Origin of the sequence: Azospirillum sp. A29 (assembly GCF_042604625.1) — a bacterium.
Taxonomy (GTDB): domain Bacteria; phylum Pseudomonadota; class Alphaproteobacteria; order Azospirillales; family Azospirillaceae; genus Azospirillum; species Azospirillum palustre.
On record NZ_CP170469.1, the window covers coordinates 255,882 to 278,096 of the forward strand.

At 66.6% G+C, this 22,215-nt stretch carries 20 protein-coding genes; 14 read left to right on the forward strand and 6 right to left on the reverse strand.

Annotated elements, in window-relative coordinates:
- Positions 1 to 34: 34 nt before the first annotated feature.
- Positions 35 to 226: a hypothetical protein gene (locus ABNQ38_RS35295; RefSeq protein ID WP_377811237.1), complete on the reverse strand. Its 192-nt coding sequence runs from the start codon at positions 224 to 226 to the stop codon at positions 35 to 37.
- A gap of 372 nt (positions 227 to 598) precedes the next feature.
- On the opposite strand from ABNQ38_RS35295, the gene ABNQ38_RS35300 reads away from it, so the two are divergent.
- The 12 genes from ABNQ38_RS35300 (at position 599) to ABNQ38_RS35355 (ending at position 14,999) form a co-directional block, all read left to right on the forward strand.
- Complete coding sequence (locus ABNQ38_RS35300; RefSeq protein ID WP_377811238.1) at positions 599 to 1,669, forward strand: amino acid ABC transporter substrate-binding protein; 1,071 nt, start codon at positions 599 to 601, stop codon at positions 1,667 to 1,669.
- Positions 1,670 to 1,677: 8 nt separating this feature from the next.
- Positions 1,678 to 2,847, forward strand: coding sequence for an amino acid ABC transporter permease (locus tag ABNQ38_RS35305; RefSeq protein WP_377811239.1), 1,170 nt, complete (start codon positions 1,678 to 1,680; stop codon positions 2,845 to 2,847).
- Positions 2,844 to 3,923, forward strand: a complete 1,080-nt coding sequence (locus ABNQ38_RS35310) for an amino acid ABC transporter permease (protein WP_377811240.1) — start codon at positions 2,844 to 2,846, stop codon at positions 3,921 to 3,923. The genes ABNQ38_RS35305 and ABNQ38_RS35310 overlap by 4 nt, the downstream gene beginning before the upstream one ends.
- A gap of 244 nt (positions 3,924 to 4,167) precedes the next feature.
- The gene (locus tag ABNQ38_RS35315; protein WP_377811241.1) at positions 4,168 to 4,923 is read left to right on the forward strand and encodes an enoyl-CoA hydratase/isomerase family protein; all 756 of its coding nucleotides are present in this window, start codon (positions 4,168 to 4,170) and stop codon (positions 4,921 to 4,923) included.
- A complete protein-coding gene (locus tag ABNQ38_RS35320) occupies positions 4,916 to 5,671 on the forward strand; it encodes a creatininase family protein (protein WP_377811242.1) in 756 nt (251 codons plus the stop codon). The genes ABNQ38_RS35315 and ABNQ38_RS35320 overlap by 8 nt, the downstream gene beginning before the upstream one ends.
- A gap of 146 nt (positions 5,672 to 5,817) precedes the next feature.
- Complete coding sequence (locus tag ABNQ38_RS35325; RefSeq protein WP_376966854.1) at positions 5,818 to 6,957, forward strand: LLM class flavin-dependent oxidoreductase; 1,140 nt, start codon at positions 5,818 to 5,820, stop codon at positions 6,955 to 6,957.
- 32 nt (positions 6,958 to 6,989) lie between these two features.
- The gene (locus tag ABNQ38_RS35330; protein WP_377811243.1) at positions 6,990 to 7,778 is read left to right on the forward strand and encodes an enoyl-CoA hydratase/isomerase family protein; all 789 of its coding nucleotides are present in this window, start codon (positions 6,990 to 6,992) and stop codon (positions 7,776 to 7,778) included.
- A gap of 1 nt (position 7,779) precedes the next feature.
- Complete coding sequence (locus ABNQ38_RS35335) at positions 7,780 to 9,690, forward strand: AMP-dependent synthetase/ligase (protein WP_377811244.1); 1,911 nt, start codon at positions 7,780 to 7,782, stop codon at positions 9,688 to 9,690.
- Between the two features lie 21 nt (positions 9,691 to 9,711).
- Complete coding sequence (gene ribB / locus ABNQ38_RS35340; RefSeq protein ID WP_377811245.1) at positions 9,712 to 10,839, forward strand: 3,4-dihydroxy-2-butanone-4-phosphate synthase; 1,128 nt, start codon at positions 9,712 to 9,714, stop codon at positions 10,837 to 10,839.
- A 115-nt stretch (positions 10,840 to 10,954) separates the two neighbouring features.
- Positions 10,955 to 11,452 carry a flavin reductase family protein gene (locus ABNQ38_RS35345; RefSeq protein WP_377811246.1) on the forward strand — a complete coding sequence of 166 codons (498 nt, stop codon included), beginning with the start codon at positions 10,955 to 10,957 and terminating at the stop codon, positions 11,450 to 11,452.
- A gap of 247 nt (positions 11,453 to 11,699) precedes the next feature.
- Positions 11,700 to 13,517: a DUF1302 domain-containing protein gene (locus ABNQ38_RS35350; RefSeq protein ID WP_377811247.1), complete on the forward strand. Its 1,818-nt coding sequence runs from the start codon at positions 11,700 to 11,702 to the stop codon at positions 13,515 to 13,517.
- Between the two features lie 111 nt (positions 13,518 to 13,628).
- Positions 13,629 to 14,999, forward strand: coding sequence for a spinster family MFS transporter (locus ABNQ38_RS35355; protein WP_377811248.1), 1,371 nt, complete (start codon positions 13,629 to 13,631; stop codon positions 14,997 to 14,999).
- A gap of 119 nt (positions 15,000 to 15,118) precedes the next feature.
- On the opposite strand, the gene ABNQ38_RS35360 is transcribed toward ABNQ38_RS35355, so the two are convergent.
- The gene (locus ABNQ38_RS35360) at positions 15,119 to 15,997 is read right to left on the reverse strand and encodes a helix-turn-helix domain-containing protein (protein ID WP_377811249.1); all 879 of its coding nucleotides are present in this window, start codon (positions 15,995 to 15,997) and stop codon (positions 15,119 to 15,121) included.
- A 242-nt stretch (positions 15,998 to 16,239) separates the two neighbouring features.
- On the opposite strand from ABNQ38_RS35360, the gene ABNQ38_RS35365 reads away from it, so the two are divergent.
- Positions 16,240 to 16,737: an Lrp/AsnC family transcriptional regulator gene (locus ABNQ38_RS35365; protein ID WP_098735120.1), complete on the forward strand. Its 498-nt coding sequence runs from the start codon at positions 16,240 to 16,242 to the stop codon at positions 16,735 to 16,737.
- 108 nt (positions 16,738 to 16,845) lie between these two features.
- Complete coding sequence (locus ABNQ38_RS35370; protein ID WP_377811250.1) at positions 16,846 to 17,970, forward strand: ankyrin repeat domain-containing protein; 1,125 nt, start codon at positions 16,846 to 16,848, stop codon at positions 17,968 to 17,970.
- A 9-nt stretch (positions 17,971 to 17,979) separates the two neighbouring features.
- Here the strand turns inward: ABNQ38_RS35370 and ABNQ38_RS35375 are convergent, their stop codons facing one another.
- From ABNQ38_RS35375 to ABNQ38_RS35390, 4 genes are all read right to left on the reverse strand, one after another.
- A complete protein-coding gene (locus ABNQ38_RS35375) occupies positions 17,980 to 18,378 on the reverse strand; it encodes a cupin domain-containing protein (protein ID WP_377811462.1) in 399 nt (132 codons plus the stop codon).
- A 160-nt stretch (positions 18,379 to 18,538) separates the two neighbouring features.
- A complete protein-coding gene (locus ABNQ38_RS35380) occupies positions 18,539 to 19,924 on the reverse strand; it encodes an FAD-dependent oxidoreductase (protein WP_377811251.1) in 1,386 nt (461 codons plus the stop codon).
- Positions 19,921 to 20,229, reverse strand: coding sequence for a (2Fe-2S)-binding protein (locus ABNQ38_RS35385; RefSeq protein WP_377811252.1), 309 nt, complete (start codon positions 20,227 to 20,229; stop codon positions 19,921 to 19,923). The genes ABNQ38_RS35380 and ABNQ38_RS35385 overlap by 4 nt, the downstream gene beginning before the upstream one ends.
- A complete protein-coding gene (locus ABNQ38_RS35390; protein ID WP_377811253.1) occupies positions 20,226 to 22,214 on the reverse strand; it encodes a hydantoinase B/oxoprolinase family protein in 1,989 nt (662 codons plus the stop codon). The genes ABNQ38_RS35385 and ABNQ38_RS35390 overlap by 4 nt, the downstream gene beginning before the upstream one ends.
- Position 22,215 lies beyond the last annotated feature (1 nt).

Genomic DNA, 22,215 nt, shown 5'->3' on the forward strand with positions numbered 1-22,215 from the left:
TGAAATCGGATTTTGCGGAAGCTGGTACGGCCGCTCAGTCGGTGCGGCTGCGCGCCTTCAGCCAGGTGCCGCGCATCTGTGCCCAGAGCCGGCCGGCCGGTGCCTGCGGCGTCGGCACGTCATTCACGGCACACATCCCCATGGCTTCCGGAAGCGGGATCCAGACCATGGTCTGTCCGGACGCTGCGGAGGCGGTGGCCCGGCGGGCCGTCTGAGGATTGGCCATGATAACGTTCCAGTACAATGACTTGGGAGGTTAGGGCTTGAGGCTGGACACGGCCGCCGGGGTCACGGAACTCCAGGCGGCCTTTCGGTTTCACATCCGATCATTACGCGAAAGACTCTTATTGTCTACCATAATTATGGATTTATGAGCCGGGAAAATTCACAATCAACATTTCATACATGTTGTTTTATTAATTTTCACGAAACCGTTGACAGGGCTTTTTCCCTATCTGCTAATTAGGGAATAAGCGCTGCCCCTTCGCGGCTGCCCTTCCAAGAGCCGGTTCGCAAACGGATCCGGCAGATCGGGCGCCTGTTCGATGCGGCGCTCCGCGTCTTTCACAAAACAACAAACTCATTGCGGGAAACCACCATGCGCACTCCTTCGCAGGCTCCTTCGCGTCCGGCCTCCCGAAGCGGCCTGTCGCCGCGCTTCCTGATCGCCGGTGCCCTCAGCCTCGCCATCGGCCTCGCCCTGACCGGTGCCGCCAAAGCCGGCCCGACGCTGGACGCGATCAAGGCGCGCGGCAGCATCAAGGTCGGCGTCGGCACCCAGCCGGGCTTTTTCTCCCCCGACAGCAACGGCCGCTGGCAGGGCTTCTTCGTCGATTTCGGACGGGCGCTGTCCATCGCCGTGTTCAACGACCCGGACAAGGTGCAGTTCGTCTCCTCCTCGCCGCAGCAGCGCCTGCCGGCCCTGCAATCGGGGGAGTTCGACATCCTGCTCTCCGGCGTGACCCAGACCTTCACCCGCGCCACCAAGCTGGGCTTCCATTTCGGCCCGGTGGTCTTCTATGACGGCCAGGGCCTGCTGGTGCCGAAGAAGCTGGGGGTGAGCAAGGGCAAGGAGCTGAACGGCGCCACCGTCTGCGTCCAGACCGGCACCACCGGCGAGTTGAACATCACCGACTTCTTCCGGCAGAACAGGATCGCCTTCAAGCCGGTGGTGATCGAGGAAACCGCCGAGAACCAGAAGGCCTTCGCCAGCGGCCGCTGCGACGTGCTGACCCAGGATTCCTCCGATCTGGCGATCACCCGCACCCAGCTGCCCAAGCCCGACGACTATGTCCTGCTGCCCGAACGCATCTCGAAGGAGCCGCTGGCGCCGGCCGTCCGCTACGGCGACGACCAGTGGCTGGAGATCGTCAACTGGGCGGTCTACGCCACCATCCAGGCGGAGGAGCTGGGCATCACCCAGGCCAACATCGACAGCTTCCTGACCAGCGCCGATCCGACGGTCCGCCGTTTCCTGGGCGTCGATCCCAGCCTGGGCGAGGCGGCCAAGCTCGACCCGAAATTCGCCTACACCATCGTCAAGACCGTTGGCAATTACGGTGAGATCTTCGAACGCAACGTCGGGCCGGCGACCAAGGTCGGGCTGGACCGCGGCTTCAACAAGCTGTGGACCCAGGGCGGCCTGCTCTACGCCCCGCCCTTCCGGTGAGCAGTCCCGTGCCGCCCGGCGCGGTGCGCTCCGGTCCGGTCGCTGCGGTCGCCTTCTGGTGGGGTGGCCGCAGCGGCCTTCAGGCGGCGATCCTGGCGCTCGTGCTGCTGGGCGGCTTCCTGCTCGGCTCCAACACGCTGGCGAACATGGAGCGCTTCGGCATCACGCCGGGCTTCGCCTTCCTCGGCCGCCCGGCCGGCTTCGAGATCGGCGAGGCGCTGCTCGACTACCGGCCGCAGGACAGCTACGCGCTGGCCCTGCTGGTCGGGCTGCTGAACACCGTCAAGGTCGCGGTGGCCGGCTGCCTGATCGCCACCGTCCTGGGCGTGCTGCTGGGGGTCGCGCGGCTGTCCGGCAACGCGCTGCTGTCGGGGCTGGTGCAGGGCTATGTCGAGCTGGTCCGCAGCACGCCGCTGCTGCTGCAACTCTTCTTCTGGAGCGCCACCTTCCAGGCGCTGCCCTCCCCGCGCCAGGCGTTGAACCCGCTGCCGGGCGTCTTCCTGTGCAACCGCGGCATCCAACTGCCGGCCTTCGCCGACGGCCGGGCGGGCGGATGGCTGCTCGCGGCCATCGCGCTGGCGCTGGCGCTCGCCCTTGCCGGGACCGTTCTGCGCCGACGCCTCGGGCGGCGAGATGCGCTGTCGGGGGTGGTACTCGCCACGGCCGCATGCGGCCTGCCCGTCGCGCTGCTGCTGGCGTCGGGCGCGCCGTTGCAGGTCAAGGTTCCTGAACTGGCCGGCTTCAATTTCAGCGGCGGGATGACGGTGTCGCCGGAATTTTCCGCCCTGCTGGTCGGGCTGGTCGTCAACGCCGCGGCGATGATCGCGGAGATCGTGCGCAGCGGCATCCAGGCGGTGCCGGCTGGACAGTGGGAGGCCGCCCGCGCGCTGGGCCTGCCGCGCCGCCGGATCATGCGGCTGGTGGTCCTGCCCCAGGCCATGCGGGTGATCGTGCCGCTGCTGACCTCCAGCTATCTCAACCTGACCAAGAATTCGAGCCTTGCCGTCGCGATCGGCTTCCCGGATCTGGTCAGCGTCATCAACACCAGCGCCAACCAGACGGGGCAGGTGCTGGAAACCATGGCGATCATGATGGGCGCCTATCTGACGGTGAATCTCGCGGTCTCGGCAGCGATGAACCTGTACAACCGCCGGCTGGCGGCGAGGGGGGCGCGATGACCGACGGCGTTCTGCAAAGCGCCGCCCCACCCCTGACCCCGCCGCAGCCGCGCTGGCAGCGCTTGTGGGCCGGCCTCTTCGGCACGCCGCTGAATGCCGTGGTGACGCTCGGTTGCCTCGCCCTTCTCGGCTGGGCCGTGCCGCCGCTGCTGCGCTGGACCCTGCTGGATGCCGTGTGGGTGGGGCCCGCCGACCGCTGCGCCGACGCCGCCGGCGCCTGCTGGGCCTTCATCGGCGAGAAGCTGCGCTACATCCTGTTCGGCTTCTACGACCAGGACCGGCAGTGGCGGCCGGCGGCGGCCGGCGCCATCCTGCTGGCGCTGGCCGGGCTCAGCGGAATGCCGCTTTTCTGGCGGCGGGCGACGCTGTGGCTCTGGCTTTTCGGGCTGGCCGCCGCACTGGTACTGCTGACCGGCGGCCCCGGCGGGCCGGCGGTGCCGACCGAGCGCTGGAGCGGCCTGCCGGTCAGCCTGCTGCTCGCCGTCGTCGGGCTGGTCGGCGCCTTCCCGCTGGCGGTGCTGCTGGCGCTCGCCCGGCGCAGCTCCATGGGCGGGGTGCGGACGCTGGCCGTCGTGTTCATCGAGGTGACGCGCGGCGTGCCGCTGATCGCGGTGCTCTATGTCGCGACCCTGCTGCTGCCGCTGATGCTGCCGGCCGGCGCCGCCATCGACAAGCTGCTGCGGGCGCAGATCGCCATCGTCCTGTTCGTCTCCGCCTATCTGGCCGAGATCCTCCGCGCCGGCCTCCAGTCCATCCCGGCGGGCCAGTATGAAGCCGCCCAGGCGCTGGGGCTCGGCTACTGGCAATCGATGCGGCTGGTGATCCTGCCGCAGGCGCTCAGGACGGTGATCCCCTCCATCGTGACCCTGGCGATCGGGCTGTTCCAGGACACAACGCTGATCATCGTCATCGGCCTGTTCGACCTGCTGAACACCGCGCGCACCGCCGCCAAGGACCCGGCATGGCTGGGCTTCTACGACGAGGCGTTCGGTTTCGCGGCGCTGGTCTACCTGACGGTCTGCGTCATCGCGTCGCGCTACAGCCTGTGGCTGGAGCGCCGGCTGCGGCGGTGCTGAGCTGCGAAGGGTTCCGGGCGCAGTTGGAGCCGCTCGACCCGCGCACCCCCATCGACCGGATCCCGCCCGGCATCGAACCGGCGGCGGGAGAGCGCGGCATCTTCGGCCGTCAAACACTCAGGTCACGCCAGAACATCCCTTCATGGGCGTGCCCGCGGGGAGTCTTCGGAAGAACCCCTTGAGGGCCACGCGCTAACCTCGGCCGGCACTCCTGCACGATCTGAAAGGATGCAAGATGCTGAGGATGGATCGTTTATCCACGACGCTGGTCCGGCTGACCATGGACAGGCCGCCCGCCAACGCGCTCTCATTCGACCTGATTCAGGCGCTGGCGGACGATCTCGCCCGGTTCGGGGTGGAGGCCGACGCGCCGGCCGTGATCCTGACCGGCGCCGGCGAGCGCTTCTTCAGTGCCGGCGGCGACATTCGCGAAATCACCGTCAACGCGGATGCCGCGGTCCCGCGCATGCGTGCCTTCCACCGGCTGCTCGTCGCGCTCGAAGGCTACCGCTGCCCGCTGCTGTGCGCCGTCAACGGCTATGCGGTGGGTGGGGCGCTGGAACTGGTTCTGTTCGCGGACCATGTCGTGGCGAGCGAGGGAGCCAAGTTCGGCTTTCCCGAAATCAACCATGGGCTGCTTCCCGCCGCGAAGGGCATGCGGCAGGCGATGAACCGGCTCGGGCGCCGGGCTGCCGAGCGTCTCCTCTATTCCGGGGAGCTCGTTTCGGCACAGGAGGCGAAGGCGATGGGCCTCGTCGATGACATCGTCAGTTTCAGCGATCTGCAGGACCGGACCCGTGCCGCCGCCGAGACGCTTCGCCGCAAGGACAGGAATCTGTTCTCGGCGATCAAGCGTACCTTCGCCGATGCGCCGCGGATGACCGACGAGGAGCTGGAAGCGCGCACGCTCGGCGACATGCGGGATTACCTGAACCGCGGCGAGACGGCCGCGGCGCGTGACCGATTCCTCCAGCGCAAAGCGGGGCAGCAGCATGGCTGACGGCGATCATCTCCGGCTTGAGTTCATGACCTCGTCCGAAGTCGCCCTCGCCATTGCGGGCGGCACCCGGACCATCGTCATCCCCTGCGGGGCGGTGGAGCAGCACGGGCCGCACCTGACCCTCAGCGTCGATGCCGACCATGCCGACCATCTCGGCATCCTGGTGGCGAAGGGCGTGGGACGCGCGCTGGTGGCACCGACCATCAGGGTCGGCTGTTCCTCCCACCATCTGGCATTTCCCGGCACGATCTCGTTGCAGGACAGCACCTTCGAAATGATCTGCCGGGACTACTGCACCAGCCTGGCAAGGCACGGGTTCGAGCGCATTCTGATCTTCTCCGCCCATGTCGGCAATTCCCCGCCCTTGGCCAGGATGCTGCCGCGCTTGCGTGCGGCCGTGCCCGCCTCCTGCCGCGTGTCCGCCTTCACCGATGCCAAGGCGTGGCTGGAATGCTGGCGCGATGCGGTGGAAGAGGCGGGCGGCGAGCCGGTCAGGGTCGGCGGCCATGCCGATATCGCCGAAACCTCGCTGATGCTCGACATCCACCCCGGGCGGGTGCGCACGGAGCGCTACGAGGCCGGAAGACTGGGGCTGCTTTCGCAAGGCGATCTGGAACTGATGTGGCGCGACGGGCTGGCGGCGGTCAGCGCCAACGGCATTCTCGGCGACCCCACCGGTTCCTCGGCGGCCATCGGCAGCCATTGCATCGAGCGCATCGCCTCGCTTCTCGTCGAGAGCTTTTCCTAGGACGACCCAGCCGGTCATTCCTATACAAAATAATGTTCCGGACACACAGTCCGCATGACGGATCTTCGGCAGGTTCTGCCGCCGGCTTCATGACAAGCTTCCAATCACCGAAGAGGCATCACAAACAAACCCGAGAGGGCATCCAAATGGCAGTCAAGTTCGGCTTCTGGTCCGAGCAGGAAACTCTGGTCGGCCAAAGCTATTCGCGCCGGCTTCATGAGCTTGTCGAAGAGGCGGTGTTTGCCGAGAAGATGGGTTTCGACATCGTCAGCCTGTCCGAACAGCATGTCGCCTTGGGCGGGATCTCCAGCTCGGCTCCCGAAGTCGTGTATGGCTACCTCGCGGCGGTCACGTCCCGCATCCGGCTGAGGCCGGCGGTTTCGCTGATGCCGAAGAAGATCAACCACGCGCTGCGCACGGCGGAACGGGCCGCCGTCACCGACATCCTGTCCAACGGCCGCATGGAGCTGTATTGCGGCCGCGCCAACACCACCATCGCCATGCGCGCCTTCAATGTGGAGCCGGCGGAAACGCTCGAGCAGATGGAAGAGGGGATCGCGCTGATCCGCGAAGCCTTCAGCAAGGACATCTTCACCTTCGAAGGCAAGCACTATCAGGTTCCGCCGCGCATGCTGGTGCCGAAGCCGGTCCAGAAGCCCTATCCGCTGATGGGCATCGCGGCGACCAGCGAGCGCAGCCATGTCTGGGCGGCCCGCCAGGGGCTCGCCGTCCTCAGCCACACGCTGTACCAGGGCTGGGACGCCCAGGCGAAGATGGTCGAGGCCTACCGGTCGAACTGGCAGCGGGATCCGAACGGCCCGCTCGACCGTCCGCGTCTCGGCATGCCGGTGTTCCTCGGGATCGCCGAAACCGATCAGGCGGCGAAGGACATCTATGCCGAGCCGCTGATGCAGTACGCCCGCATCTCGACCGACGCCTATCCGCGGCTGGCGAAGATCGCCGACGACTACGCCTACATGGGGGAAGGGCTGGAGGCGCTCCAGCGCGCGGCCACCGACTGGGATTATCTCCTGAACGACTCCGCCAGCCTGGTCTGCGGCAGCCCGGATACGGTCATCCGCCAGCTGGAACGCTTCATCGAAACCGGCGCCGAAGAAATCCTGTTCCACATCGACTCTGTTTCGCACGCCGAGATCATGAAGGCCATCGAACTGGTCGGACGCTACGTCATCCCGCATTTCAACGACCGCAACAATGTGGTGCGTCCGACCGACGAGATCCTCGACCAGATCCGCCGGATGCGGACGGTGAACGCCTCGGCCTGATCCCCTCTCGACCGATCTGAAGAGAGTCTCCCATGACCGATAAGACCTATAGGGGCCTGCTCGTCGAGAAGCGCGCGAGCGGCGTGGCCATCGTCACCCTGAACCGGCCGGAAATCCTCAACGCCATCGACTGGCCGATGCATGCCGCGCTGGAAGAGCTGTTCGCGGACCTCGACAACGACCGGGCGGTCAAGGCCGTCGTCCTGACCGGCGCGGGTCGCGGCTTCTGCTCCGGCGGCGATCAGAATGCGCTCGATGACGATCTGGGGCCGATTTCGCCCACCCGTTCCGGGCGCCATCTCATCCGCAACATGCTCGAACTGGAATGCCCGCTGATCGCCGCCGTGAATGGGGTCGCCGTCGGGCTGGGCGCCACGCTCGCCCTGTTCTGCGATGTCGTCTTCGCCGAGCCCGCTGCCCGCTTCGCCGACACCCATGTGACGGCCGGCGTCGTCGCCGGCGATGGCGGCGCGGTGATCTGGCCGCTCCTCCTGGGGCCGGTGCGGGCGAAGCATTATCTGATGACCGGTGATTTCATTTCGGCGGAGGAGGCGGCGGCGGCCGGCATGATCAACAGGGTCGTGGCGGAAGGAACCGTCGTCGAGCATGCGGTCCGCTATGCCGAGATGCTCGCATCCGGTCCCCGCGACGCCATCGTCTGGACCAAATACGCCGTCAACAAGCTGATCAAGGAACAGGTGCACCTGAATCTCGACGCCGCCGGTGCGCTCGAGATGCTCACCTTCCACAGCCCGGAGCGCAAGGAGGCCGTCGCCGCCTTCCGCGAGAAGCGCAAGCGCTTTGCAGAAGGCGGCAATTGAGATGGGCGGGCCGCAGTCCTTGTTCCCGCCCGTCCTGCCCTCAACTGCCTCATCCGCCATCGACACTCCACCGGCCGCGCATGAGGACGCGACGCTGCCGTCGCTGCTGCGCGACCGCCGGGACAACAGGGGCGAGGCTGTGGCGTTCTTCCAGAAGCGTGCCGGAACGTGGCATGCCACGACCTGGGGGGAGTTCGCCAGGGACGCCGCGGCGCTTTCGCGTGCCCTCCTCGATCACGGTCTGGAGAAGGGGGACCACGTCGCCATCATGGGCGACATCTCGCAGGACTGGGTGATCGCCTACATGGCGACGGTCTGTGCCGGCGGCGTGGCGGTCGGGATTGATTTCACCTCTTCGACCGAGGAGGTGGAGTATTTCCTGGAGGACTCGGGAAGCAAATTCGCCTTCGTCGCCGGAGAGAAGGAGCTCGGCATTCTTCTCCGCAGCCGGCAGGCGGAGAGCTTGAAGAAGATCGTGGTCTTCGATCCGGCGGTTCCGTCATCGAAGACCATCGTCTCGCTGCCGCGGTTTTCCGCCTCGTCGTCCTCCGACTGTGCGTCTCTGCTCGACGAGCAGGCCGGCAAGGTGCGGGCGGAAGACAATGCCAGCATCGTCTACACCTCCGGCACGACCGGCAATCCCAAGGGCGCGATCCTCACCCACCGGTCGCTGATCGAGGGGCTGTTGACCATCCGAGGCTTTTGCCCGGCGCTTTTCCGCGAACCCCAGCGGGTGGTCGTCCATCTCCCGCTCTCCCATGTCGTCGGGCTCGGGCAGGGAATCGTTCTTCCCCTCATCGGCGAGGTCACGCCCTATTTCGGCGAGACCGGAGCGGACTTCGCGACGACGATCCGCGAGGTGAGGCCGACCTATTGGATGGCGCCGCCGCGCTTCTATCAGCGCTACGCCGCCGAACTGGTCAGCAGGATCAATGCGTCGGCCACGGTCGGCAAGAAATCCTACCGCTTCGCGATGTCCATCGCCCAGAAGGCGCTGGCGGACCGGCAGGCGGACGGCCCGGACGATCCCTTTCTCCAGGCGCTTTTCACGACCTGCCGCGACCGGGTCTTCCTGCCACTCCTGGCGGAGATCGGGCTCGATCAGCTGAGATACCCCTACACCGCCTCCGCGCCGATGCCGCCGGATGTCGTGAAGCTGTGGCAGACCTGGGGGGTGAACCTCAAGGAGGTCTATGGGCAGACCGAACTGGTCGGAGCGAACACCGGGCAGATACGGGACTGGTCGAAGCCCGGCACCATCGGCGTTCCGATTGCCGATCCGCGCTGGAAGACCAGGATCGCCGGCGACGGCGAAATGCTGGTGACGGGCCCGGGCCTGTTCACGGGTTACCTGAACAAGCCCGACGACACGCTGGAGGCTCTGCGCGACGGATGGCTCCACACCGGCGACATCGTCGAGGTCCGGCCCGATGGCCAGCTGGCGATCATCGACCGGAAAAAGGAGATCATCAACACCTCCGGCGGCAAATCGATCAGTCCGGCGCAGATCGAGAACGAGCTGCGGCGAAGCCCCTACATCTCGGAAGCCGCGGTTTGCGGCGACGGGCGGAAATACCTCGTGGTGCTGATCGAGGTCGACCGCATCGCGATGATGGACTGGGTGAAGGAGCGGAATGAAACGATCAACGACTACGCGGATTTCTGTTCGTCGGAAGCGGTGATTCACCTGATCGAGGGGGAGGTCGCCAAGGCGAACCAGCGGCTGGCGCCCGTCGAGCAGATAAAGTCGTTCCGGATCCTTCCCGAAGAGCTGTCGGCGGAAAACGGCGTCATGACGGCGACCCGGAAAAAGCGGCGCAAGGTGCTGAACGAGCGTTACGCGGCGCTGATCGATTCGCTCTACGACGACTCCGAGGATTCGCTGATCCGTCAGGCGCTGTCCAACCTGTGATGCGGTGACCGGAGGAAGATCATGACGATGCTGCCCTGCCCCCCACGCCATCCATTTTTGTCCCCGACGGCGGAGATCATCGAAGAGGCCCGCAACGGCCGGATGTTCATCCTCGTCGACGACGAGGATCGGGAGAACGAGGGCGATCTCGTGATCCCGGCGCAGATGGCGACTCCCGAGGCGATCAACTTCATGGCGTCGCATGGCAGGGGCCTGATCTGTCTGGCGCTCGGCAAGGAACGGGTCGACCAGCTCGGCCTCAGATTGATGAGCGCGGAGAACGGAACCCGCCATGGGACGGCCTTCACCGTTTCCATCGAGGCGCGAGAGGGGGTTTCCACCGGCATCTCCGCGGCGGACCGCGCGCGGACGGTGGCGGTGGCAATCGACGCGGCCAGGGGACCGGATCATATCGTTTCGCCGGGGCATATCTTTCCCCTGGTCTCGCGACCCGGCGGCGTGCTGGTCCGGGCCGGACATACCGAGGCGGCGGTGGACGTGGCACGCCTTGCCGGCCTCAACCCATCGGGCGTGATCTGCGAGATCATGAAGGAGGACGGGACGATGGCCCGCCTCGACGATCTCGTCGCCTTCGCCCGGCATCACGGGCTCAAGATCGGCACGATCCGCGACCTGATCGCCTTCCGCCGCCGCCACGATCACAACGTCGAGCGTGTCGTCACCACGAAATTCGACAGCCGATGGGGCGGCGAGTGGAGTGCCATCACCTTCCGCATCAAGGCAATCGAGACGGAAGCGATTGCGCTGGTGAAGGGCGTGATCGACGAGAGGCCGACCCTGGTGCGCATGCACGCGCTGGACATCCTGTCGGACGTGCTCGGCCAGACCGGCGACCGCGGCGACATCGTCGCCCGGTCCATGCAGGAGATCGCTGCCGAAGGGAGGGGCGTGATCGTGCTGTTCAACCGCGATGTGCCGCTCTCGCAGCTTCTTCGGGTGAAGGCGGGGGAGCCGCTCGTCGACAAGGCGGAACTGCGCAACTACGGCATCGGCGCCCAGGTCCTCGCGGATCTCGGCATTCACGACATGATCCTCCTGTCCAACTCGCAGCATGTCCCGGTGGCACTCCGGGGCTACGGGCTGAACATCGTGGAGCACCGGATGCTGCCGGTCGCCTCCACCCCGTAGCGCAGCGTCCACACAGTTGCCGGACGGCCAATCCCGCCCGTGCCGGCGGCATGCCCTTCCACCGCCTTGCGTGAGGTTCACCATGTCAGGACAAGATTTTTCCGTTGCGGACTATGTGGAGACGGCAGCCTTCAAAAGTGCATTGCGGGCCGTGGTGGGGTCGGTGTCGATTGTGGCGTCGGGCCAGGGTGCCGACAGGCGTGGCCTGACCGTCACCGCCGCGGTTTCCCTGTGCGTCGATCCGCCGATGGTCCTTGCCTGCATCAACCGCAGTGCCGAGGCCCACGACGTCATTCTCAGGACCGGCGCCTTTTCCTGGAACGTCCTGTCCGCCGATCAGATCCAGCTGGCGGAACGCTTCGCGGCGATGGACGGCAGCAAGGGTGCCTCCCGCTTCTCCCCCGCCGACTGGAGCGAGAGGGTTACCGGGGTTCCGGTCCTTCGCCAATCCGTTTGCAGTTTCGATTGCAGACTGCAGGACAGCGTGGAAGTCGCCACCCATACGATCATGATCGGTGCCGTCGTCGCCCAGAGTCACGATCAGGACAAGGTTCCGCTGATTTACTCGTTGGGCAGATTCGGCCGAATCGAACATTTTGAATCCGTCAAATAGGACGGATTCTCCGCGTTCTTATCACCGCATCTTTTATTTTGTCCGGTGACGAAGCCTGTCTTCCGTAAGGGAAGAGGGTCATTCGAAGCAGAGCCTTGTCGCTCCACTCTCGGATGCGATTGCCCTGGATCAGGGGCAATGCCGAGTTCTTTCAAGGAAAAATGGAAGACCGAACCCTGGCCCGTCCGGAAAGATCGGGGACGGACTTCCTTGTCTCAACTCCAATAAATCTTCGCAGGGAGCAAAGATGGGGGACGTAATTCTGCCGGCACCTCGTGCCGCGTGGTGGACAAGCCTTGGCATCAGCCGGAAAGCGGCGATCCTTGCCGCCTTGTCGATCTCCTGGCCGGCCCATGCCTGGGAATTCAAGGAAGGAAACTGGTCGGGGGGCATCCGGGCCGTGGTCACCGTCGGAACGGCCATCCGCGCCAGCCCCATCGACCCGTCCCTGGTGCCCGCCGGCGACGGCGCACGGCTCCGGCTTGAACATGCGGCGCCGGGAGGCGTCAATTCCGACGACGGGAACCTGAACTATCGCAGGGGAGACCCGGTTTCCACCGTCGCCAAGGGGCTGGTCGATTTCGAGGCCAACAACGCCGACGGCTGGGGCGTCTTCACCCGCGTGAAGGGCTGGTACGACCACACGCTCGCCGAGGGGCATGTTGCGCTGGGCAACCTGCCGAACAATTATGCCGGCGGTCCCTTGTCCGACCGCGGCTTTTCGCAAGGCGCCAAGTTCCGCGGCATCTCCCTTGCCGATGCCTACGTCAAGGGGCAGTTCTCCGCCGGCGGGTTCCCGGTCTCCGTCAAGGCGGGCCAGCAGACCGTCGACTGGGGACCAGCCTTCACAATTCCCGGCGGCCTCCGCGACATCAACCCGCGCGACTTCGCGGCATTGTCCCGGCCCGGCTTGCAGCCGCAGGAGGGAGCGAAGCCGTTCCTGGCGCTGTCGGGCAAAATCGACCTCTCGGCGTCCGCAAGCCTCGAAATCTTCTATCAGCTGCTCTCGGCGACATCGACGCAGCCCGGTTGCGGAACATTCGCCGCCACCGCCGATTACGCCTCGCCGGGGTGCGACAGGGTCATGGTATCCAATGCCTTGTCCTCGGCCGACGGGCTGGCGACCGGGCGATTCCTGAAGCGTGGCAGCGACGGGACGGCGGGAGATGCCGGCCAGTTCGGTATCGGCGGCTCCTATCTGGTGCCGGATATCGGCACCAAATTTTCGCTCCACTTCACCAACATCCACGCGCGGACCGGCTATGTCGAGGCCGACCGGACCGGCCGGAGCGGCGCCATCTTCCTGCCGGGAGATCCGGACGGTTTGAATCCGGCCTATCGGTTCCAGTACCCCAAAAACATCAGAATGCTGTCCGGCAGCTTCGCCACCAGCGTTCCGTCGATGAAACTGCGGGTCGCGGGCGAACTCGACCATAAATTCAACCAGCCGCTCGCCTTCAATGCTCCCGATCTTTTGCAGGCGGCCGTGAGCGAAACCGGCGTACTGGCGCGAGATTTCGCCCTGGTGCCCCGGGGCGGGCCGTTCGCCGGTTACGAGCGCTTCCACGTCACCCAGGGGCAGCTCGCCGCATCGGGCGATATCGGCAGCGTGATCGGTGGCACCCTGACCCTCGGCGGCGAGGTCGGCGCCAAATATGTCCACGATCTGCCGGACCCCAACGTCCGCCGCTATGGCCGGTCCGACATCTTCGGAACCGGCCCCAACAACGGCGTCTGCGCGGCCGGCGCCGATCCCAAGGCCTGCACCACCAAGGGCTTCGTGACGCCGTTCTCGTGGGGCTATCGCCTTCAGGCGAGCCTGAGCTACCAGGATTTTCTGCCGGGGGTGAACCTCAAGCCGTCCGTCGCCTTCGCCCACGACGTCAACGGGACGTCCTATGACGGCGCGTTCAATCAGGGGCGCCAGATCCTCCGGCTCGCCCTCGATGGCACGGTCAAGGACAGCTATCTCTTCAACCTGACCTACCAGACGACCCTCGCCGGCCCCTACGACCCGCGCGCCGACCGTGACGTGTTTCTCATCAGCACGGGCGTCAAACTCTGACCGCATGCCGAGCCGCAGGCCGGCCGCATCCATTCCCAACACCTCCCGACACCGCGTTCCGACCGAAACCGACCCGGCCCCCCTGTGCCCGGTCTTTTTGGAGACTGCCGTATGACCGACGACGCAACGACCACGGTGTCGGTGCCGCAGCCGAAACCGCAGCCAAAGCCGATGGGCCTGACGATCCACCATCGGCGCTATGCCCTGACCATGCTGTTCCTCATCTACATGCTGAACTTCGTCGACCGTCAGATCGTCAACATCCTGGCGGAACCGATCAAGCGTGAACTCGGTCTCATGGACTGGCAGCTGGGATCCTTGACCGGACTGTCCTTCGCCATCTTCTACGCGACGCTGGCGCTTCCGATCGCGCGGTGGGCGGAGCGTGCGAACCGGGTCAGGATCGTCGCGCTGTCGGCGATCACCTGGAGCCTGTTCACGGCGGTCTGCGGCGTGGCCCAGAACTTCACCCAGCTGTTCCTCGCCAGGGTCGGCGTCGGTGTCGGAGAGGCAGGCTGCACGCCGGCATCCCAGTCGCTGATCAGCGATTACACGACACGGGAGAAGCGGGCCTCGGCGCTGGCCTTCTTCTCCATGGGCATTCCGGCCGGTTCGCTGGTCGGGATGGTGGTCGGCGGCCTGATCGCGGACAGCCTCGGATGGCGCGCCTCCTTCGCGCTGGTTGGGGTGCCCGGCATCGCCCTTGGGCTGCTGGCCTATTTCACGCTGCCCGAGCCGCGGAATTCCTCCGTCGCGGCCAGCGGGGCGCAAAGCACGCCCAGCCTGAGGGAGGCGCTGGGCGAACTCGGCGGGAAGCGGACCTACATCTGGCTTACGGTCGCGATGGTGGCCATGAGCTTCGGGATTTACAGCAATCTTGCCTTTCAAAGCTCCCACTTCCTGCGCAATCACGCCGAAGGGTTGGGCATCCTGGCGGCCAGGCTGCACGATCTCACCGGGATTCAATTGGGCCCCACCGGTTTCCTCGGTACGGTGCTGGGCCTGATCGTCGGCATCTGCGGCGCGGCCGGCACCTGGCTGGGCGGCCGGGCGACGGATCGCGCGGTGGCGCGCGGCAGCCTGAACGCCTACGCGACCATTCCGGCCGCGGCTGCCCTGTGCATGCCCTTCGCGCTTTTCGCGGCTTATCTCACCTCGAACACCGTGGCGGCGCTTTGCCTGATGGGTTTGCCGATGATGCTGCAGTCCATTTATTACGGCCCCATCTTCGCGGCGGTCCAGAGCCTGGTGCGTCCGCGCACCCGGGCGACGGCCACCGCCATCTTCCTGTTCTTCGCCAATCTGATCGGGCTTGGCCTTGGACCGCTGTCGGTCGGCCTGATCAGCGATCTGCTCGCGCGGTCGATGGGGTCCGGCGACGGCATCCGCTGGGCTCTGATCAGCACGTCGCTCGTCTATGTCCTGGCGGCGATGGCCTTCATGGCGGCGCGAAAGAGCATCAGGCAGGACATCGTAAGCTGACAGGGTAAACCGCGGCAGCCATCCGCCTGGGAACCGCAATCCCGTTCCCGACCGCACCGGCGGCCCTCGATCCCGACAGTCGGATCGAGGGCTGTCGGCATGAGAAGGGCGACGCGCCGTCAGGTCGTCCCGCCTTCGGCCCGATCCTGCAAATACCGGCGCGGAGGCTGCCCCATCTGTTTCCTGAACATGGCGGTGAACGCGCTTGGAGAATCGTATCCCAGCTCCTGGGAGATCGCCTGCACGGTGGCGCCCATCGACATCCGTTGGACGGCGATCACGATGTGGAGTTGCTGGCGCCACCGGCCGAACGACATTCCCGTCTGTTTCTGGATGAGCCGGGCCAGCGTGCGCTCGCTCATGGCGACTGTTGCCGCCCAGTCCCGGATGGTCCTGCGGTCGTCCGGCGCCTCCAGCAACTGGGCGGCGATGCGCTGGATCCTGGGATGGTTGGAAACCGGGAAGTGGAGCGGCTCCGCCTTCATCTGCGCAAGCTCGTCCAGGATGACCTGGACCAGACGGCTCGTCGGCCCCTCCAGGGGATAGAGCGGCGGCAGGTTGGCCAGGTGAAAAATCATCTCGCGCAGCATCGGGCTGATCGAAAAGGTCGCGCAGGAATTCGGCAGAGGCGAAATCCCCGGATTGATGAAGACGCAGTATGACCGGCCCTTGTCCGACATGGAAATGCTGTGGGGAATCTCTCCCGGAATCCACACCGCTCCATTGGATGGGACGATCCGAAGCCCGTCGAGCGTCCGGCACATGACCGAGCCTTCCGCCGCGACCACCAGTTGGCCTTTCCGGTGCCGGTGGATCGGCAGCTCGTCGTCATCCACATTGCGCCGGACAAGGAAGGAGACCAGCGGCCGGGCAAACTCGTCGGGATCCTCAGGGGTGAAGCTGATGCGCAGGCCGGTGGGATCCCACGCCATCGGAAGATCATCGCCGGCCACCGGGGCTTCTGGCCACTTCGCACCAATCCGCGCACTCTTCGGCAATGTTGCGGCCTCCGTGCTGTTCGAAGCGGACCTCGGTCCGAGTTTGACAGTTTCGCGACATAAAATGGCAATCCTGTAGATTCTGCCATTGGTTGGGCTCGGATACACTCTGCCGTATGCACAGTCGAATGGCTGAAGGGAATGCGCGCCGCACTCAAATAGGTTTGTTCCGCGGAATTTCCTGCCGTTCTTCGCATCGGTTCCAGGACAGGCCGTCAAGACTACAACAGGGAGTCATCATGATGAACACGTTGACGCTCGACCGAACGGACATCAAGATCCTCAACGAGCTGCAAAAAGACGCAAACCTGACGAACGTCGAGCTTGCCGGCAGAATCAACCTCTCCCCCTCGCCCTGCCTCACACGGGTGAAGAAGCTGGAGCAGACCGGCATCATCGACCGGCGGGTCACCCTTCTGAATCCGAAGGTGATGGGGCTGGAAATCAATGCCTATATCCAGGTCAAGCTCGACAAGCAGCCGCAATCGGCTCTGGAAAATTTCCGCGATGCCGTCGAGCGGATTCCCGAGGTGATGGAATGCAACTGGATGACGGGCGACTGCGATTTCCTTCTGCGCGTGATCGTCCGGGATGTCGAGGAGCTGGAACATCTGATCGCCAGCAAGCTGTCGAAAATAGAGTTCGTCTCCACCATCAGGTCCAATCTGGTGCTGAAGCAGATCACCTATAAAACCGAGCTGCCGATCAGCACATCGCATGCCATAGTCATTCGCTTCTGACATAATCCGCCTTGAGAGTGTTGCGGCGAGGCGGTGGCTTATGCCGGTCGCCGGCGGGGCCGATGCGTCGGCATCCTGCCGGCTTCCCTCAGATCCGAGAGAGTTGCTGTGGAGAAGGCGAAACGAAAGACGCTGCCGAAGGATTTCGAGAGCCTGTTGAGGACGGGCGACGTCGAGGCGCTGAAGGCGGTTTTCGACGGCTGCGACGTGAATGCCCGCGGCGGCGTGTTCAAGCAGACCGCCCTCGCCTTCAACGAATGCCCCGACGCGCTCGCCCGCTGGCTCGTCGAGCAGGGCGCGGATGTCTCCGCACCCGACAGTTACGGCGACACCCCGCTTCATGCGCGCTCCGGCCACTGGCAAGGCCGGATCAAAATTCTGCTGGATCTCGGCGCCGACGTGCACAGCGGCGAGGCTGCGCGCGGCACGCCGCTCCACAAGGCGGCCGCGGTCGGCAATCTGCGGGCAGTCGAGCTGCTGCTGGCCCATGGCGCGCGTGTCGACGCGCTCGACGGCAGCGGCCAGACGCCGTTGGCCTATGCGTTGCGGCGCTGTGCCAACAGCGACATCAGGCGGGTGGAAGCCGCCGCCCAGCTGCTGGTGGCCGCCGAGGGCCGGACGGCCGCGGCCAGGCCGAAATCCCTGCTCGGCCGTCTCCTCGGCAAGGGCTGTGACGACAGGACCGTGGCGCCGCCGGAGATCGCGGCCCTGGTGGAGCGCATCGGCACGCAGTTCGAATTCCATCGCACCGGATACAACCCCGACGATGTAGAGGCGACAAGTGCCGCGCTGGACCGGCTCTATGCGCTGTTCGGCGTGACGCCCGTTCCGCGCCGCGTGATGCATGATGGCAGATCGCCTGTCGTCGCCAGGGCGGCCGGCTGGGAAGAGCAATACCGGGAGCTTTGGGATCTGCTGGTGCCCTCGACCGGCCCTGCGGACACCGTGCAGGGCGAGGTCATCCGCATCGCAGGCAGGATCAACGACGAACTCGAACGCAACGGCGGCGTCAACTGGGATGCGGAGTATCACAAGATGGCCGATGCCTTCCTGCACCACATCCGCTCCGCCACGCCTTTGCCCAGGTCCGCGCTGTCGGAGGCCGACCGGACGATCGGCGAGGCGAAGGCCAGGATCGGTGACGACAGCGTCCGGCTTCGTGCGCTCGCCCTCGATTGGGTGACGCTGAACCCGGCGCCCCTGCCGCTGCCAGCGCCGACCTACCGGCGCTGAGAGTGCGGCTCAGCCGTCGAGGTCGGTTCGGTCGCCCCGTGTCGTCGGGGACGACACGACGAGAAAATGCACGTCCGCGCCGCTGTCGTTCCGGGCCTGATGGCGGCTTCCCGGAGGAATCTCGATCCCGGACATCGCAGTGATCAGGTGGCGGGTTCCTTCCAGCTCCATCGTCAGTTCGCCGGAGAGCACGTAGAAGAACTGGCGCGCCCTACCATGGACATGCCTGCGCTCCACCGTTCCGGCCGGCATGCGCTCCTGAATGACCGTCATGTCCGGAGAGGGGGAAAGCACCCATCCGTCGCAGCGGTCCCCCCAGTGGTAATGCTCCGCGTTCTCAACGCTGCGCTTCACGGTCGCCTCCGGCCAACATCGGTTTCCTTCACTCTTCGGCTCGTGCCTGAGCATCGGGCAGACCGGATCGGCGCCCGCCGCGACGCCCCGTCCAGGGCTTTGGATCACAATGCCTCCATCCTGGGAAGTCCATTTCTGGATCCGGACCATGAGGTTCTATCAGCGAGGGAGAGGGGCGGACCTGCACCGGATGCTGCGGGACGATCACCGCCGCTCACTCCTCCTCCAGCAACGCGCGGACCGGCGTCGGGCGGACGGGGGCTTGCGCACGCAGGCGCCCCACCTCTCCGGCATGCGCAAGCCCGCCGGAGGCGGCGATCAGGTCGGCCGCGGCCAGCTGGCAATAGCGGCCCTGGCAGCGCCCCATCCCGGCACGGCCCAGAGACTTCACCCGGTTGGCCTCCGCCCCGCCATAGGCCGCCGTCTCACGCACCGAACCGGCGGTAATCCCCTCGCAGCGGCAGAGAACGGTGTCGTCGGGGACCGCCCGCACCCGATCCACCGGCCAGGGGAAGGCACGGGCGATGCCGCGGGCGAAGCGTTCCAGCCGGTCGAGACGCTTCAGATCGGCCGCGATGTCCGGAACCGGCAACCCCAGATCGGACAGCCCCAGATCGGACAGGCAGGCCGCCGCGGCGAGGCGTCCGGCGACCTCCGCCCCGTCGGCCCCCAGCAGGCGAAGGCCATCGCCGGCCAGATAGACGCCCTCCCCGGCCCGGCCCATGCGGTCGGTGCTGGGCAGCCACTGCGCCCAGGTCGCATCATAGGCGAACCGGCAGCCGGCAAGATCGGCAAGCTGGGTTTCCGCCTTCAAATGCCAGCCCAGCCCGGCGGCATCGCAGGCCGTCCGACGCGACCGTCCGCCGGCATCCGTCCAGCGGACCGCCGTCACCCCGCCTTCCGTCGCCTCGATCCCCTCCAGAACGACGCCGGCATGGTAGAGCCGCCCAAGCCGCGCCCGCATCGCCAGCCCTTGCAGGGCGAAGGACGGGCGGGCGGCGAGGTCGGGGACGGCGGCGATCTGGCCGCGCAGGCCGGCGGTGTCGAGGACCGCGGCGACCTCCGCCCCCGCCTTCAGCAGTTGGGTCGCCAGCAGGGTCAGCAACGGCCCCGACCCGGCCAGCACGATCCGCCGCCCCATCGCCACGCCCTGGGCCTTCAACGCGATCTGCATCGCGCCCAGGCTGTAGACGCCGGGAGCCTGCCAGCCCGGTACCGGCGCCAGACGGTCGGTCGCCCCAGTCGCCAGGATCAGCCGGTCGTAGCCGATCCGGCGGCTTCCGCCGTCACTGACCGCATGGAGCACACCGCCGGCAAGCGCAACGACGGAATGGCGCGGCAGATGGACGACGCGGCCCGCCGCCGCCAGCCCGTCGAAGACGGCGTGCAGCGCCACCGCCTTGCCGGCCTGCGAGCCATAGAGCGCCTTGGGCGGGCGGGTGAAACCGTCGGGCGGGCGGCGGTAGATCTGCCCGCCGGCCCGCGCGCCCTCGTCGATCACCGTCGGGCGCAGACCGGCCGCCGCCAGCGTTTCCGCCGCCCGAATCCCGGCCGGACCGGCCCCGACGATCACGACGCGCGGCTGATTTGGTTCCGTCATGGCCAATCCTCCCGCGTCCGGGTCAGCAGCCGCATACCCTCGGCCAGCGGCGTGGAGCAGGCGCGGATGCGTGCACCCTGCTCCTGCCATATCCAGCAATCCTGGCAGGCCCCCATCAGGCAGAAGCCGGCGCGCCGCTCCGGGCCGAACTCCGCCTGCCGCAGCGCCGGGGCGTTGGTGAGGATCGCCGTCAGCACCGTATCGCCGGCAAGCGCCACACGCTCCACGCCATCCAGCAGGAAGCGGACCGGGTCGCGCCCCGTCTCGGCCAGCCTGACCAGCCTGCCCGCCGCCGTTCCGCTCATTCCGCCGCCTCGCGGACCAGGGCCTTCGAGGGAGGCATTTCGGGGAAGCGGGCATAGACCTCGGCCAGCGCCGCTTCAACCCCGCCGGCGCCATCGCGGCCGGCCATACGGCCGAAAATCTCCGTCTTGGCGAAGAAGCGCCAGTGGATCGGCAGGCCGGCGAGGGTGCGCGTCAGGAACTCGTAGGCGTCCGGCGTCCATTGCCGCTCGTAGCCCTCGCGCTCCGGTCCGAAATGGAAATGCCCGGTGGGGGCCGTCCGGTTCGCACGCAGCCGGTCGGTGGCTTGCGTGTCGAGCACGCCGTCGCGGATGACGACGCCATACTCCCGCTCCGCCGCCTCCACCGAGACATAGCCGCGCGCCACGTCCTGGGCCACCCGCCAGGACTTGCGCGTGAACGGATCGCCCCGGCCGCCGCCGCCGGCCGAACGGATGTCCAGCACGTCGCCCGGTTGCAGCACCGCCGTGTCGATGTTGCCCAGCCGCCTTTCGCCCGGCGTGCCGGGATTGACCACCATGTCCGACAGCCCCGCCGCCCGGCCGCCCAGCACGCCCCAGGGGCGGAAGAATCCGCGGTCGCGGTTGCGTGCGGTGATCCGGGTGTCGGGGGAGAAGACGCGGAAGGCCATGTGGGTGGCCAGCCCGCCGCGCCAGCGCCCGGCCCCGCCGCTGTCGGCCGCCAGCCCGTAGCGGACGAACTCCACCGGGGTTTCCATCTCGGTGATCTCGATGGGCGTGTTCTTCAGATAGGCGGCGTCGGCGCCCGACCCGTTGGTGCCGTCGCGGTGCGGCATGCCGCCGCCGCCGCCGACCACCGGGTTCACCGCGGCGATGATGCGGCTGCCGGTCCGCTCGTCGGTGGTCATCACGTTGACGATGCAGTTGTTGCCGGCCGGGGCCGCCGGAAGCCGCTCCGGCACCGCCTGGGAGAAGGCGCCGAAGATCACCGAGCGCAGCCGCGCGCAGGTCAGCGACCGCATCCCCACCGCCGCCGGGAAGGTCGGGTTCAGGACCGTCCCTTCCGGGGTGATGCAGGTGAAGGGCCGGGTCAGCCCGGTGTTCAGCAGGATTTTCGGATCGAGGGTGTAGAGGACGTAATAGACGCCGACCAGCAGGATTGTGTGGCGGGGATCGCCACCCGACGGCACGTTGAGCGAGGATGCCAGCTGCGGGTCCGAGCCGGTGAAGTCCAGCACCGCCTCGTCGCCCCTGATCGTCAGGGTCAGCTTCAGCCGGCAGGGGTTGGCGGTGACGGAATCCTCGTCGGCATAGTCGGCGAACTCCCACCGCCCGTCGGGCATCGCGCGCAGGATGTCGCGCGCCTGCGCCTCGGCATGGTCGAGCAGGGCGTCGACGCCGTCGAGGAAGGCGGTCTTGCCGAACTTCTCCACCATGGCGAGGATCTTGCGCTCCCCGGTGTTGAGCGCGCCGACCAGAGCCTTGATGTCGCCGATGTTCAGGTCGGGCTTGCGGACGTTGGTGGTCATGATCCGCAGGATTTGCTCGTCGAACACCCCTTCGCGGACCAGCTTCATCGGCGGAAAGCGGATGCCTTCCTGATGGATTTCGGTCAGCGCCCGCGACAGCGAGGCCGGGACGGCGCCGCCCATGTCGGTGTTGTGGATGTGCCCGCCGGTCCAGGCAATGATCTCATCCTCATAGAAGACCGGCTTCCACAAATGGGTGTCGGGGGCGTGGGTCGCCACGAAACCGGAGTAGGGATCGTTGGTGAAGGCGACGTCGCCGGGCCGGTAGTCCTCGATCATGTCGATGGCGCGGCCATAGGTCAGGCCGGGATACCAGGTCGCCCCCAGCTCCATCGGCACGCCGAAGGTCTCGCCCCGGCGGTTCAGCAGCATGACGGTGAAATCCTCCGTCTCCTTGACGAAGGCGGAGTGGGCGGTGCGCTGGAGCGTGTGGGCCATGTTCTCGGCCGCCGACCGCGCGTGGTTCGCCAGCACCTGAAGCTTCATCCGATCGAACACA